This window comes from Pedobacter sp. KBW06, assembly GCF_003852525.1.
In the GTDB taxonomy this organism is placed as follows: domain Bacteria; phylum Bacteroidota; class Bacteroidia; order Sphingobacteriales; family Sphingobacteriaceae; genus Pedobacter.
In genome coordinates this window covers 364,140-379,545 of sequence record NZ_QAJL01000002.1, presented here as the reverse complement: position 1 = coordinate 379,545, position 15,406 = coordinate 364,140, and the positions used below count along the sequence as shown (strand labels likewise).

At 42.9% G+C, this 15,406-nt stretch carries 9 protein-coding genes; 6 read left to right on the top strand and 3 right to left on the bottom strand.

The features are described 5' to 3' along the window. The first annotated feature begins 168 nt into the window (after positions 1-168). The 5 genes from DBR43_RS11655 to DBR43_RS11640 all read left to right on the top strand — a co-directional run bounded on the left by DBR43_RS11655 (position 169) and on the right by DBR43_RS11640 (position 10,261). Positions 169-3,237, top strand: coding sequence for a SusC/RagA family TonB-linked outer membrane protein (locus tag DBR43_RS11655; protein WP_124581026.1), 3,069 nt, complete (start codon positions 169-171; stop codon positions 3,235-3,237). 17 nt (positions 3,238-3,254) lie between these two features. Continuing rightward, a complete protein-coding gene (locus DBR43_RS11650) occupies positions 3,255-5,135 on the top strand; it encodes a RagB/SusD family nutrient uptake outer membrane protein (protein ID WP_124581024.1) in 1,881 nt (626 codons plus the stop codon). 110 nt (positions 5,136-5,245) lie between these two features. Beyond that, complete coding sequence (locus DBR43_RS11645; protein WP_233602946.1) at positions 5,246-7,231, top strand: glycoside hydrolase family 3 N-terminal domain-containing protein; 1,986 nt, start codon at positions 5,246-5,248, stop codon at positions 7,229-7,231. Beyond that, positions 7,194-7,511 carry a fibronectin type III-like domain-contianing protein gene (locus DBR43_RS33330; protein ID WP_233602945.1) on the top strand — a complete coding sequence of 106 codons (318 nt, stop codon included), beginning with the start codon at positions 7,194-7,196 and terminating at the stop codon, positions 7,509-7,511. The genes DBR43_RS11645 and DBR43_RS33330 overlap by 38 nt, the downstream gene beginning before the upstream one ends. A gap of 59 nt (positions 7,512-7,570) precedes the next feature. After that, on the top strand, positions 7,571-10,261 hold the full coding sequence (locus DBR43_RS11640) for a glycoside hydrolase family 2 TIM barrel-domain containing protein (RefSeq protein WP_124581022.1): 2,691 nt from the start codon (positions 7,571-7,573) through the stop codon (positions 10,259-10,261). 262 nt (positions 10,262-10,523) lie between these two features. On the opposite strand, the gene DBR43_RS11635 is transcribed toward DBR43_RS11640, so the two are convergent. From DBR43_RS11635 to DBR43_RS11625, 3 genes are all read right to left on the bottom strand, one after another. Continuing rightward, positions 10,524-10,949 (bottom strand): (4Fe-4S)-binding protein, encoded by a 426-nt coding sequence (locus tag DBR43_RS11635; protein ID WP_124581020.1) that lies wholly within the window; start codon positions 10,947-10,949, stop codon positions 10,524-10,526. Positions 10,950-11,010: 61 nt separating this feature from the next. After that, positions 11,011-11,718, bottom strand: a complete 708-nt coding sequence (locus DBR43_RS11630) for a LytR/AlgR family response regulator transcription factor (RefSeq protein WP_124581018.1) — start codon at positions 11,716-11,718, stop codon at positions 11,011-11,013. 12 nt (positions 11,719-11,730) lie between these two features. Further along, positions 11,731-12,816 (bottom strand): sensor histidine kinase, encoded by a 1,086-nt coding sequence (locus DBR43_RS11625; RefSeq protein WP_199757030.1) that lies wholly within the window; start codon positions 12,814-12,816, stop codon positions 11,731-11,733. Between the two features lie 209 nt (positions 12,817-13,025). On the opposite strand from DBR43_RS11625, the gene DBR43_RS11620 reads away from it, so the two are divergent. Then, positions 13,026-15,392, top strand: coding sequence for a TonB-dependent receptor domain-containing protein (locus tag DBR43_RS11620; RefSeq protein ID WP_124581016.1), 2,367 nt, complete (start codon positions 13,026-13,028; stop codon positions 15,390-15,392). Positions 15,393-15,406 lie beyond the last annotated feature (14 nt).

Here is a 15,406-nt window from a genome sequence, read left to right as displayed (position 1 = left end):
TAATCTGATCTTAATCAGGGATAAAGCTCATTTTCTGCTTGTGATTAAACCGTATTGTTTTTATTGTAAGTAATTGTTTATCAATGTTTTATGGCTTTATTTTTCTTGGTATTGCAATTAAATTCAAATAGTTTTAGCAAACCAATTATAAATTCTAACCAAACAAACATGAAAAAAAGAATTACTCTTCTTATTGTCTTTGTACTGATGAGCTGCGTACTGTCCTTCGCTCAGGACCGTAGCATTAAAGGCCTCGTTCAGGACAAACAGGGTACACCAATTCCAGGGGTATCCATCAAGCTAAAAAATTCAAAGAGTGGTACCTCTTCAGGAGGAGACGGGAGTTACGTGATTGCTGTTCCCGGAAATGCCGTATTGATTTTTTCGGCCATAGGTTATACCAGTCTGGAAGTGCCGGTCAACAACCGGTCCCAGGTCAACGTAGTGCTGGTTGAAGAAAGTCAAGGGCTTTCAGAGATCGTTGTGGTCGGTTATGGAACCGCAAATAAAAAAGATGTAACGGGAGCAATATCCAGTATCAAGGCCACTCAGCTGGAAAATGAAAACCCTCAGAGTGTTTCTGACATTTTAAGGGGAAATATTGCCGGATTAAGCGTGAAGCTAAACAGCAGTGCAAAAGGCGGTGGTGACCTCCTGGTAAGGGGGAAAACAACGCTGAGCGCTGGAACGGCCCCTTTAATTGTACTCGATGGTGTGATCTATAACGGACAATTGTCGGACATCAACCCAAATGATATTGAAGCTGTTGACGTACTGAAAGATGCAAGTTCCCTTGCTGTTTTCGGTGCAAAAGCGGCAACGGGTGTAGTCGCAATTACCACTAAAAAGGGAAAAAGTGAGAAGCCAACGATCACTTTCAATACCAATTTCGGAATTGCAGAACTGGCCCAGGATATGAAGATTTATCAGGGACAGGCTTTTCTGGACTGGCGCGCTGATGCAAAACGCAGCGGAGCTGCAACGCCTGAGTATTTATACAATGATCCAAGGGCCCTTCCGGAAGGGGTTACACTTACCCAATGGCTGAACGGACAAAATGGAGATCCTTTAGATCTTTGGCTCAACAGACTTGGTCTTCTGGCCAATGAAAAGGCAAATTACATGGAAGGCAAGACGGTCGACTGGTACAATGAAGTTTTCAGAAGGGGATTGCGTCAGGACCATACTTTGAGCATGGGCGGAAAAAAAGAAGAAATCAGCTATTACATGTCCCTTGGCTATCAGAAGAATGAAAACCTGATTAAAGGCGGACAATTCAGCACTTTCAGAAGCCGTTTAAATATTGAAGGACAAGCTGCCAAATTTTTAACCGTTGGGATGAACCTGCAGTTTGCAGACCGGGATGAAGGAGCCATCGAAGCCAACTGGAACCAGCTCGTAAACCTTTCGCCGTACGGAGATCAATACAATGCCGACGGTACTTTAAGGAGAATTCCGACTGATGACAATGGATCGAATGCAAGGAACCCATTCCTGAGTATGACCTATAACAGCAGAATGGATAAGCAAACAACATTGTTTGCCAGTCTGTTTACGAGGGTAAAACTCCCTTTTGGAATTACCTATCAGCTGAACTTTAGCCCAAGTCTGGATAATTTCCGGCTTTTTAACCACAGTTCTTCCAAAAATCCGGATGTAACTACACCGGGCGGGATCGTGACCCGTGCACAGGAAACGAGGTACAACTGGCAGGTGGATCATTTGTTAAAATGGAACAAAACCATTGCTGAGATTCACAATTTTGATGTGACTTTACTGGCGAATGGAGAGAAATATCAAACCTGGTGGACACAGGCCGGAAATCAAGGCCTTATTCCAGCGGATGTCCTGGGATACCACAATGTGGCCAGTGGTGTAAAGCCATCGGTGAACAGTGAAGATAAAGTGTATACCGGTGATGCCTTGATGGCGAGATTGGGCTATAGCCTGATGCAGCGCTATAACCTGACGCTATCGGTTCGCAGAGATGGTTATTCCGTTTTTGGTGTACAATCTAAAAGGGCAACTTTTCCGGCAGCAGCTTTTGCCTGGACCTTCACAGAAGAGTCTTTCCTTAAATCACAGACCTGGCTCAACTACGGAAAGTTACGCTTCTCCTATGGTATCAACGGGAACCGCGACTTGCGCAACCCGGATAACAACACGGTAGATCCATATGCGGCTTTATCGCAACTGGTAATTGATAAGTATCAGACGGTAGACGGGAGTGGAACAGCTTCGGAAGTGAATACCGTAGTGATTGGCAACAGAATGTCGAACCCAAAACTGAAATGGGAACAGACGGCTTCTTTCAATGCCGGACTTGACTTCTCTATCCTTAAAGAACGCATCAGCGGTTCCGTAGATGTGTATACTAAAAAGACAACGGATTTGCTGGTGAGACCATCGCTTTCTTCAGTTGGAGGTTATGTGAATGTTTATTCCAACCTGGCCCAGGTTAACAATAAAGGAATAGAGCTGAACCTGAATACTAAAAATATTACCGCCGGAAACATCACCTGGAATACAAGCTTCAATTTCTTTATGAACAGAAACAAGATCATTAAACTGGCTACACCAGCTGATGATCCTGGAAACGGATGGTTCATTGGGAAAGACATTGATGTGATCTGGGATTACAAAATTCTTGGTGTATGGCAGGAGAATGAGGTGGCCGAAGCCAATAAATTCAATAAAGGAATTAAACCGGGTGATTTCAAATTACAGGATGTGGATGGAAACTATAGCTATGATGATAAGGACAAACAGTTTCTTGGTTATAAAAGTCCGCGCTTTAACTGGGCCATCAGAAATGAGTTTAACATCTATAAAAATTTCGATTTCTCCTTTCAGCTGGTATCCAGCTGGGGACAATATAAAAGAAATGATCAGCCGAAAAATCAACCGGGCAGCGTAGGTTTTTCCCGTATGAACTCTTATGTAACCCCTTACTGGACACCTTCCAATCCAATTAACGATTATGCAAGGCTTGCCTCTGGATTAAGCGGAACCAGCTTTGCCGTTTACCGGAAAAATTCTTTTATCAGACTGAATACCATTGCACTTGCCTATACCATTCCAAAAAGTCTATTGGAGAAAGTAAGGGTTAAAGGAGCTAAAGTATACATGAACGTCAACAATGCGGCAGTATATAGCCCGGATTGGAATTACTGGGATCCGGAAAATGATGGCCCTACGCCAAGGTATTATACGGTAGGTCTTAATCTTTCATTGTAATAAAAACAAGAACACTAATGAAAACAACAAATACAAAACTCGCCATATACGTCGCCTCTGTCTTACTGCTTGCAGCGGGAGGATGTAAGAAAAGCTTTCTGGATTCTGATCAGTTATCTCAGTATTCTCCGGAAACCTCTCTAAGTAATGTTGCCGCATTGAGAGGGGCACTAAATGCACTGGGTGCAAATGTCCGCCAGGAATATTTTGGTGACTCTGCGCCTATGCTGACAGAGTCTATCTTTTCTGATGTTGCCGTTGAAGGTACAACAGACAAAAGTACCCCGGCCCAGGATCTGATTGCCCGCATCACCCCGGATGCCAATCTGAACAGCGCCGATTTCAATAAAATCGGTTGGTATTGGGAAGAAGAATTTAAAGGGGTCAGGTATGCAAATACAGTGATCAGTAATATCGACAGACCAGTGTATAGCTCGCCGGCAGAAAGAAACAGCATTTTAGGCGCTGCTTATTTTTATCGTGCTTATCATTACTACAGGCTGGTACACCAGTTTGGGGATGTGCCTTTGATGCTAAAAGACCTGGATGCTCCACGGGATAATTTTTTCTCTACGAAGCGGGAAGTGATTCTGGAAAAAATGAAAGCAGATCTTGAATTTGCGCAAACCAACGTGCCGGACAATGCCAACAGAGGGGAAGTGACAAAAGGAGCAGTGAGTCATTTGCTCACAAAAGTTAACCTTGCATTGGGGAAATTTGATGATGCCATTGCTTCTGCAGGCAACGTGTTGAATGGCAGTAAATACGGCCTGATGACCAGCCGTTTTGGAAGTACAGCCAGTGATGCAACTAAAAACGTAGTATGGGACTTGCATCGGATGGACAATAAAGCATTGCCAAACAATAAGGAAACGTTGTTTCTTGTGGTAGATAGAGAGGGCTTGGCTGGTGGCTTTACCGCCCTGGGTTCTCAATTGATGCGTAACACCGTGCCTGCATGGCATTTTGCCAATGTAAAAACGCCTTCAGGTGCCACGGCTTTAACTGATGCCGCCAATGCGGAAATCCCCCTAACCAGAATGTATGGCCGTGGAATTGGCCGTTACCGCGGTACGCCTTATAGCACCAAATACATCTGGACAGATAATACCGATTACAGGCATGCCAAAGGAATGTGGATGAACATGACAGACCTGGTTTACAACAATCCGGCATTAAAAACCTCAAAAATTCAGGCCGACCGCGACTTATACGGTAAACCATTACTGGAATATAACAGCAGTAACGTCGCTGCACGTTTTGAAAATGGTGCACTGGATACCATCCGCCACTGGTTTGGATGGCCACATTATAAAGTGTTCATTAACTCGACCAATGCATTGGCCAATGATCCGTATTGGAGCCCGCCACGTGGTACAAATACAGACTGGTATGTTTTTAGGGTGGCAGAAACTTACCTGTTAAGAGCGGAGGCCTATTATTGGAAAGGAGAACTGAGCCTTGCCATGGAGGACATCAATAAGGTGAGAGCGAGGTCCAATGCAGCTCCACTGACAGACATCAGCAAAGTCACCATCGGAACCATTCTGGATGAACGTGCAAGGGAACTGTATTGGGAAGAACCAAGGAAGACAGAACTGACGCGGATTGCCTATATCTTTGCACAGACGGGTAAGCCGGCATATAATGGTAAATCATATGCAATGGCGAGCTTCTCGGAAAATAATTTCTTCTACGACCGCATCATGGAGAAAAATGATTTCTACAAAAATGAAGTTCCAACCCTGCAGGGGGTAAAATATAGAATTGCACCGTATCATGTTTTGTGGCCGGTTCCTGCAAGTGTACAGCGATTTAATGCCAATGGTCGTGTGAACCAGAATAAGGGATACAGCGGGTTTGAATCCAATGTTCCGCCACTCGATAAAATAGAGTAAACAAATGAAAAGGTTCAGCGCTTAACAGGAGCTGAACCTTTTCTTTCCAAAGAAAATTTTTATAGCTACTTATGATATTTTCATAAGCGATAAAAATCAAATATATATTGATGAAAAAATACCAGCTGTTCCTCTGTTTATTAGGATTAAACGTTTCAATTGCATCCGCCCAGGATAAACACATTGACAAAAGAGTGGATTCATTGCTTCGGCTGATGAGTTTGAAAGAAAAGATTGGTCAGTTGAACCAGTACTCAGGGCGTGAACTCACCGGACCGGTAAGTAACCGGAAAGACGAACTTCTGAAAGATATTAAAGCCGGAATGGTCGGTTCTATGCTGAATGTGAAGGGCGTAAAAGATACCCGGGCCATTCAGGCGGTGGCATTGCAATCGCGCTTAAAAATCCCGTTGTTGTTTAGCCTGGATGTTGTCCATGGTTATAAAACGGTCTTTCCTGTTCCTCTGGCAGAAGCTGCTTCCTGGAATATGGATGCCATTCGCCAGTCGGCACACATCGCGGCCAAAGAAGCTGCAGCTTCAGGAATCCACTGGACATTTGCGCCTATGGTTGATATTGCCAGAGATCCAAGATGGGGAAGGGTAATGGAAGGAGCAGGAGAGGATCCTTATCTGGGATCGGCCATTGCCAGAGCGAGGATTCTGGGATTTCAGGGGGAGAAATTGGGCGGAACAGATGCGCTGATGGCCTGCGTAAAACACTTTGCTGCCTATGGTGCTGCTTTTGCCGGCCGGGATTATAATCCGGTAGACATGAGTGAACAAATGCTCCATGAAGTTTACCTGCCTCCTTTTAAAGCTGCGGCAGATGCGGGGGTAGCCACCTTTATGAATTCCTTCAATACCCTGAATGGCATTCCGGCCACAGCGAGTACTTATCTGCAACGCGATATTTTAAAGAAAGACTGGAATTATAAAGGTTTTGTGGTGAGCGACTGGGGGTCTGTGCGGGAGATGATTCCATGGGGATTTGCACAAAACCTGGCAGATGCTTCGGAATTTGCGATTACTGCCGGGAGCGATATGGATATGGAAAGCGGCGCTTATATCGGAGAGCTGGAAAACCTGGTTAAATCGGGTAAAGTAAAACCGGCACTGATCGATGATGCTGTAAAGCGGATCTTATATAAGAAATTTGAATTGGGACTGTTTGATGATCCCTATAAGTTTTCGGATTTCAAAAGAGAGGAACTGGTCATGAAAGATCCGGAACATGCGCGGATTGCCAGAGCTGTCGCCACCCAATCTATCGTACTGCTAAAAAATGAAAAGAACCTGCTTCCTTTAAATGCAGGGATTAAAAAAATTGCTTTAATCGGGCCACTGGTCAAAGCAAAGGCAGACCTGGCGAGTACCTGGACCGTTTATGCAGATACCGCAAATATGACCAATGTCTATGATGGTTTACAACAAAAGCTGGGCAATAAGGTTGAGCTGAGCTATGCAAAGGGATGTGAATTAAATGATACGGTTTCTACAGGGTTTAATCTGGCCGTCAAAACTGCGGAGGCAGCGGATGTGGTCCTGATGGTTTTAGGCGAGGCAGGAGACATGACCGGGGAAGCGAAGTCAAGGGCGAATATCGATTTGCCGGGAAGGCAGGAAGCTTTATTTAATGCAGTAAAAGCAACAGGGAAAAAAGTCATTGTGGTGCTGATGGCCGGCAGGCCTCTGGTATTTAATGCCATTGCAGAGAAAGCAGATGCCATCGTTTATGCGTTCTGGCTTGGTGCCGAAGCAGGAAATGCCCTTGCCGATGTCCTGTCAGGTGCCGAAAATCCTTCCGGAAAATTGCCGCTCACCTTTCCAAGGTCCCTAGGACAAATTCCTCTGTTTTATAACCATGCCAATACCGGAAGACCGGTGACGAAACCCGGGGACATCCGTTATAAATCCGCCTATATCGATGCACCCAATAGCCCGCTTTATGCCTTTGGATATGGCCTGAGTTATACCAGCTTTGAGTATAGCGCACTTAATATAGCGCAGGAGGTGATCAAAAAAGGGGAAAGTCTGAAGCTGAGTTTTAAGTCAGGAGGTGATCAAAAAAGGGGAAAGTCTGAAGCTGAGTTTTAAGTTAACCAACACAGGAGCTTACAAAGGAGAAGAAGTGGTGCAATTGTATTTACAGGATAAAGTGGCAACTGTAGTCAGGCCTGTTAAAGAACTGAAGGATTTTAAAAAGGTAATGCTTCTTCCGGGAGAAAGTAAGGTCATCAATTTTGTGGTCAGCCCTGATCAGCTTTCCTTTTATAAACCCGGAGCCGGCTGGCAGACAGAGCCTGGTACTTTTAAGTTAATGCTGGGTACCTCTTCTGATCTGATTCGTCTGGAAAAGGATTTTGAGCTTAAATAATCCGGAGTAAATTAACGATCATCAGCATACTGCTTACAAAAAACAGGTGATGATAAATCATGACCTTTAATTACAATGATATTCCAATGGGAAATTTAAAACGACTGTACCTTTTTATGATCTGCGCATTGCTGAATACCCCAATATTTTCAAAAGCATTGCTGTCTGTTGGAAACAGACAGCAAATTGGCTTTAATGACCAATGGTCGTTTAGTAAAGATGAAAAGAACTGGGAGCGGGTGTCCCTGCCGCATACCTGGAACGCTAAAGATGTGATGGATGATGAACCTGGATATTACCGGGGAACAGGCTGGTATAAAAGAACGCTTAAAACCAATGCAGCGCTAAAGGATAAACAGGTTTTCCTTTGTTTTGACGGGGTAAATCAGGAAACGGAAATTTATGTAAATGGTCGGCTGGCAGGAAAACATATCGGTGGATACACGGGATTCAGGATTCCGCTGACTGCTTTTCTGAAATTTGATGGCAGCTTTACGAATGAAATTCTGGTAAAAGTAACAAATCGCTTTAACGAAGATATTGCTCCTTTAACCGCAGATTTTACCTTTTTTGGCGGTATTTACAGGAATGTAAACTTGTTGATTACGGATAAAGTTCATTTTTCTAATCAAGATCATGGCTCAAATGGGGTTTACCTGAGTACACCCCTGGTTTCTAATGAAAAAGGGGTGTTGAAACTGAAAGCATTGATGCTGAATTCCTCAGATCGGTTCCGGAAACTTCAGCTGAATACGGCAATTTATGATGCGCGTGGAAAGCAGGTTTCTTCCCTGGTCTCTCAGTTGAGTATCAAGGCGGGAGAAGAGAAAGCGTTAACCCAGTATTTGCCGGCGGTAGCACATCCTGACTTATGGTCGCCGGAACATCCAAACCTCTATCGTGTAGTTACGAAAATTGTTGATCCAAAAGACCAGTCGGTCATTGATCTTTTGCAATATCCTTTAGGATTCCGCTGGTTTAAGTTTGATGCAGCGCAAGGTTTTTTTCTAAACGGAAAACCGCTGAAACTTGTGGGCGCAAGCCGGCACCAGGATTATGAGGGTCTCGGGAATGCTGTTCCTGAAGCTTTACAAATCCGCGATGTAACGCTGATCAAAGAAATGGGAGGGAACTTTCTGAGGGTAGCACATTATCCTCAGGACCCGGTGATCCTTGAAACCTGCGACCGTCTTGGGATCTTAGCTTCGGTGGAAATTCCATTGGTCAATGCGATTACCGAGACCGATGCATTTAAGCGTAATTGCGAACAGATGCAGCTGGAGATGATCAAACAGAATTTCAACCATCCAAGTGTGGTCATCTGGGCGTATATGAATGAGATTCTGCTCAGGCCTAAATTTGTAAACGACAAGGAAAGACAAGCGCTTTATTTTGATCATATCCGGGAATTGGCAGAATCGCTGGAAATCCTGACAAGAAAAGAAGATGCTTCAAGATACACCATGCTGGCTTGTCATGGAGATTTTGAGAGGTACCATAAAGTCGGTCTGACAAAGATTCCAATGGTGTTGGGATGGAACTTGTACCAGGGGTGGTATGGAGGAAACCTGGATGGATTTGCACAGTTTTTAGATAAACACCATACTGAATTGCCTGAGAAACCAATGTTGGTCACAGAATTTGGAGCGGATGCAGATCCGAGAATCCGTTCCTTTTCTCCGGTTCGCTTTGATAAGAGTGTAGAATATGCGCTGAAGTTTAACCAGGTTTACCTGAATGCGATTTTGAGCCGGCCTTTCGTAAATGGGGCCATGGTCTGGAATCTGGCTGATTTCAATTCCGAAACGAGGGAGGAAACCATGCCGCATGTAAATAATAAAGGATTGCTGACCTTATCAAGAGAACCAAAAGATACCTATTATCTTTATCAGGCCTATTTGTTAAAAGAACCTTTTCTAAAGATCAGTTCTGCACATTGGAAAGAAAGAACAGGAATGGCAGATTCTGCAGCTCAGGTCTGTACGCAATTGATTCAGGTCGCCACCAATCTAAAGGCTGTAGAGTTGTTTTTAAATGGAAAGAGCCTGGGTATAAAACCTGCTACGGATCACCTTTGTGAATGGGCAGTACCTTTCATCAATGGCATCAATAAATTGAGGGCGGTTGATCCGGAACATAGCGGATTAATGGAGGAGAGGGAGCTAAAGTTTAAACTGCTGCCTGATCATTTTTCAAATGAAAACTTTAATTCTTTACAGATCCTGCTGGGGGCTAAACGTTATTTTATAGATGAAAAAGAAAAACAATTATGGATTCCGGATCAACCTTATAGAAAGGGGGCCTGGGGATCTGTAGGCGGACAGCCTTTTAAAGCTGCAAATGACCGGATGTCTTATGGATCTGACCGGAATATCCTGGAAACAGAACTTGATCCCATTTTTCAGACGCAACAGGTAGACCTGAAGCAGTATAAAATGGATGTTCCCGATGGGGAATATGAATTGACTCTATACTTTGCTGAACTTCTTGGAGGGCTGGAGAAAGAAGCTTTGGCTTATAACCTAGATCATAAAAAGATGAAAGAAGAGAAAGAACAAAGGGTTTTTAGCCTGAAAATAAATGAGGTTTTATTGTTGGAGAATTTTAATATTTCAGCCGAATATGGTGTTACAAGGGCGGTGGAAAAGAAGACGAGACTGAATGTAACTAATGGTAAAGGAATCCGCCTGGATTTTATTCCGGTACTGGGTAAGCCGGTGTTAAATGCTTTGAAGCTCAGGAAAATTTAGCTACAGCAGGTTTATTTTTTGATCAGGCAACGCTTAGGGGAGAAGATTCGTAATAGGAGTATAGAACTATTAATTAACCCCGGCCTATTACTCGGCTAAGCTTAGCGATAATGCAGGTATCAGTTAAAAACGCTTTCAATTTTTTAAGGTTATCTTTTGACCCGTGTGGGGCTGAAAGCTTCGGCGCAAGCTGGAGCTTTCTGTTTATAAAGAGCAGGAAGAACCAGCTGCTTCAATTGCATAAGTCCAGCTGTTCCCGGTATCAGGATGTAAATCCTATTTTAGTGTGGGTTCCGTCGCAATAAGGTTTATTGGCTGAAGCACCACACCTGCAAAAAGCAGTTACTTTATTCTTTCTGGTTTCATTTCCATCCTTGTCTTTCACAATGAGGTTTCCGTAGACCAATAATGGTCCATTTGAAATGGCCTCTACGATGCTTTCAGCATGGCATTCCTGGGATTCTTCTGCCTGATCATTCAGGTAGTAACTGAGTGCACCGGATGGACATTGTTTAATTTGTGCGATGATCTGATCGGTTGTTGCTGCTTTCGGTTTTATCCATGGTCGTTCAGCAGGATTGAATACTTCCGCAAGTCCTTGCCAGCAGATTTTTGAATGGATGCAGACGCCAGGTTTCCAGACGATGGTCACCTCTCCATTGCTGTATTTTTTTGTGATGTCTTTCATGACAGGCGATTAACTTTATGTCTTTACGATCATTAAGTTATGAAAAATTTCCCAAAGTAATTCAGAGTGCAGGCCGCTGTAGGGCCTTAAATACATATTCTTTATAACTTGCACCAATGGGAATTTCAGCATTTCCGATTTCAATATCATAGGTCGTAAAAGCAGTAACCCTTTTCAGATTGATCAGGTAAGACCGGTGGATGCGCAGAAAACCTTTGCCTTGTAATTCCGTCTCCAGATCGCTGATTTTATATTTAGCTGTGATCTTGTTGCCAATACAATGAGCAACTACATAGTCTTTCAGACTTTCTATATATAAGACCTCTTCAATATTTAATTTGTGAAACTTACCTCCCGATTTAAGGTACATAAACTGTTGGTCACTGGGGGGAAGCAAGGTAGGACTGCTTTGGTGATTTAATCTTAAATATCGTTCAATTGCTTTAAAAAAGCGGTCAAAGGTAATGGGCTTTAAGAGGTAGTCAATAAGGTCCAGGTCATACCCCTCAATGGCGAACTCCCGGTAAGCCGTGGTAATGATCACTGCCGGAGGGTTTCTCAAGGTCTTTAAAAAGTCAATTCCCGAAATCTGGGGCATCTTAATATCCAGAAACAACAAGTCCACCTGTGTAGATCTTAGCACTTCCAAAGCCTTAATGGCATTCCCGCAGGTACCAACCACCTCAAAAGAATCAAGTTGATCAATGTGTTTTTGGATCAGTTGAATGGCCAGCGGTTCATCGTCTACAAGGAGACATTTTACTTTCATGGAATTAATATTTTATACCTGGGGATGTTGTAGGTCAATGGTTAATAAAGCTACAAAAGTCTCTTCATGTTGAGACAGGTTCAGCTCGTAATTTTTTGGATAAATTAAATCCAGCTGTTTCCTGATGTTGTTTAATCCGATTTGTTCATTTTTATTCTTGTTCTCCCTGGGCATAAAAGAATTCGAGACCATAAATTCGAAATGATTGTTCTGAAGCTTCAGGTGGATGTTGATCACCGGATTTCCAATGTCTTCTCCGGCGCCGTATTTAAAAGCATTCTCTACCAGGGATAGTAAAATCAGTGGGGCTATTTCTGCGTTTTCATCTATCGATTGCTGAAAATTTACCTGCAGACGGTCATCATACCTTAGCTTTTCCAGGCCAATGTAATTCTGTAAAAGCGTAACCTCAGCCGATAAAGGTACATAGGTGCCATCGCAACGGTAAAGTACATGATCCAGAATTTCAGACAAACCAGCAATAGACTTTGAGGTCACGGCTGAATTCATGAGGGATAACGAGTAAATGTTATTTAGGGTATTGAAAAGAAAATGAGGGTTCAGCTGAATCTTTAAAATTTTAAGCTCTGCTTCTGCTTTTTCTTTTTCCAGCTGAAGTGCACGCTTTTGAACAAGGTATTGATCCTTGAGTAATTTTAGAAAGGTAAAAACCCAGGCTGTGGAAAAATCATGAAGAAAATAAGAACCTGCAAGCTTGGGAATATCTGTTAGTATTTCCAGAAAGGATTCCTGGTCAAAAGGTGGGATTCTTACCAGGGGCTCTACGACATAAATAACTACCGTTCTTGAAAAAACGCAGATCAGGTAGCTGCTGATCAGGAAATAAAAGATTACAAAATAATAATTCTTTGCATTTAATAGTTTTGGAATGACGAGGTAAGCCACGAAATAAGTAGGGATCATAGATAAAAAAAGAGCAAATCCCTCCGTAATCAATTCAGTTCTTAACTCCCCGGATACAGATGTATATTGCTCCGGTTTGCTAACCGACAATAAAAAAACCATCACCCAGAAAAGGATATGGCTAGGTATTCTATATACCGTGCTATAGTGTACAATTTTCTCAAATAGTGACATATTCCTATCAAATATAGAGTTCAGGGGAGAAATCAAGTCCTTTTGTCGACGAATGTGTCTGAAATATAGATGGAAATATAGAATTGACCTATGGAACCGCTTTGCCATCGTATTCAACTTGTTGGTACTCCTTTGTATGCTGTGTAGCGTTATCCTCTTTTTGGCGTCTTGTATTTGATCATTTTCGGAAAACTAAAACCAATCAAACGATGAATAATGTCGAAAAGTTAATCCTGATCTTTCTAATATTTTGCAGCTTAAAAAGTCCGGCACAACAGGCTCCGGAAGTGAACATCAGAGGAAAGGTGCTGGACAATACCACACAACAGCCATTGGAATATGCAGGAATCACCTTGTTGTCACTTACAGGAAATAAAATCATAAAGACGGCAGTAACGGATAAAAAGGGAGAATTTTCCCTGCTTGCCAGTCCGGGACAGTATCACCTGAAAATAGAATTCATTTCTTATAAAACGGTTTTACTGGAAAATAAGCAAATCAAAGAAGCTACAAATCTGGGCAACATCCTGTTACAGGAGGATGTTAAGTTACTGAAATCGGTAGATGTTGTTGGAGAGAAATCCACAGTGGAGCTGAACCTTGATAAGAAGGTTTTTAATGTTGGAAAAGACCTGATTTCGAAAGGAGGTTCTGCAAATGATATTTTGAATAATGTGCCTTCCGTAAGTGTTGATGCCAATGGTGGTGTTAGTTTAAGAGGCAATGGCAGTGTCCGTGTATTAATCAACGGAAAACCTTCCATGCTTACTGCCAATAACGGTCTGGAGCAGATTCCGGCAAGCAATATAGAAAAGGTGGAAGTGATTACCAACCCTTCAGCAAGGTACGAGGCGCAGGGGGGAGGAGGGATCATTAATATTGTACTGAAGAAAAATGCACAAGGCGGATTAAACGGATCTGTTCAGGCCGGACTTGGGGACCCGGTCAACTACCATAGCAATGTAAACCTGAGTTATAAAACGGAGAAGTTTAACCTTTTCTCCAATGTGGGTGGCCGGTCCAGAGATTTTTACGCAGAGGAGAAACGCTTTCAAACGACTACCAAAAACGGGCTGACAAACACCCTGCGTCAGCAGAACAGGCAAAAAAGGAATGACGATACTTACAATATTTACGTTGGGGGGGATTATTACATCAATCCTAAAAACACGGTGACGGGCAGTTTTTATCACAGTACCTTGTTCAACAGAGATACCACCAATTTCGGATATGCCTATTATAACGGAGGCAACACCCTCGACAGTGCAATTACACGTTTCGAAAACTACAGAGAACCACAACGATACAACCAGCTGGAATTGAATTATGTAAAAACCTTTGATAACAAAGACCAGAAATGGACCACTAACCTTCAGTATGATTTCTGGAATGACGATGAAAACCAGGACATCAGCCAGCAAAAGAATGCTGCGGTCTCCAAAATGATCTCCAGACTTACTTCACGCAATATTGAAAGCAGCGACGACATCTATATCCAAAGTGATTTCGTTACTGCCTTTTCCAAGGACTCCCGCTTTGAAGCCGGAATCAGGACAGACCTTCGTGCCATCAGGAGCGACTACCAGGCAAAAGCAGATGGGATATTGCTGGGAAAATATAACAATAAACTGAAGTATGATGAGAATTTGTATAGCGCCTACATGCAGTATGGAAATAAGATCGATAAGTTTGGTTATCTCCTTGGCTTAAGGGCCGAATTGTCTCATATTGGAATCTCAGACCGTGCAGGAACATTCAATAACAACAAAAATTACCTGAACCTTTTTCCAACGGTTCATCTGACGTATAAACTTCCCGAAAGTGCGGAGTTTCAGCTGAGCTATAGCCGAAGGATCAACAGGCCTCAGTTTTGGCAGCTCAATCCCTTCTCGGGACTATCCGATACCCGAAACCTGACTGTCGGAAACCCGGACCTGGATCCCACTTATACCAATTCATTTGAATTCTCTTTGATTAAGAGGCTGGGGAAACTGAATATTAATCCTTCCATTTATTATAAACATACCACCAATTATTTCCAGTTTGTTATCGAGCAGACACCTGACGGCTATTTTGTGAGTACCCCGGTTAACCTTGATTTTGAAAATCGTTATGGCCTGGAGCTTTCCAGCAGTTACAACCCATTTGGATGGTGGCGTTTATCATGGGACTTTAACTATTATAAGTATAAGCAGCAGGGGGCATACGAAGGAAAAAACTACAGTGCTGAAGATCAGACCTGGTTTACAAGAATTGGTTCGAAGATGAAATTCCCTAAAAACTTCTCTATAGAATCAAGCTTCAACTATACGGGTAAAAAGCAGGATATCCAAAGCATCAATAAAGCACAATACAGGGTCGATATGGCAGCGAGCAAAGACTTTTTAAAGGATAAGATGTCCTTTACCCTGGGGGTCATCAATGTTTTTGATTCGATGGTCGATAAACGCATTACCAATACAGATACCTATCATCTGGAATCTGAATCCAGAAGGATTGGCAGGTTGGTATCAGCGACAGTCGTTTATAGGTTCAATAGAAAAAAGGACGATAAAGACCGTTTGCCTGATGAATAATTTTTATTAAAACA

What these genes read in the sequence shown, in the direction of transcription:
- DBR43_RS11645 (WP_233602946.1), top strand. Translation starts at nt 5,246, where the DNA reads ATGAAAAAATACCAGCTGTTCCTCTGTTTATTAGGATTAAACGTTTCA.
- DBR43_RS11635 (WP_124581020.1), bottom strand. Translation starts at nt 10,949, where the DNA reads ATGAAAGACATCACAAAAAAATACAGCAATGGAGAGGTGACCATCGTC.
- DBR43_RS11655 (WP_124581026.1), top strand. Translation starts at nt 169, where the DNA reads ATGAAAAAAAGAATTACTCTTCTTATTGTCTTTGTACTGATGAGCTGC.
- DBR43_RS11650 (WP_124581024.1), top strand. Translation starts at nt 3,255, where the DNA reads ATGAAAACAACAAATACAAAACTCGCCATATACGTCGCCTCTGTCTTA.
- DBR43_RS11630 (WP_124581018.1), bottom strand. Translation starts at nt 11,718, where the DNA reads ATGAAAGTAAAATGTCTCCTTGTAGACGATGAACCGCTGGCCATTCAA.
- DBR43_RS11625 (WP_199757030.1), bottom strand. Translation starts at nt 12,816, where the DNA reads ATGTCACTATTTGAGAAAATTGTACACTATAGCACGGTATATAGAATA.
- DBR43_RS11620 (WP_124581016.1), top strand. Translation starts at nt 13,026, where the DNA reads ATGAATAATGTCGAAAAGTTAATCCTGATCTTTCTAATATTTTGCAGC.
- DBR43_RS11640 (WP_124581022.1), top strand. Translation starts at nt 7,571, where the DNA reads ATGACCTTTAATTACAATGATATTCCAATGGGAAATTTAAAACGACTG.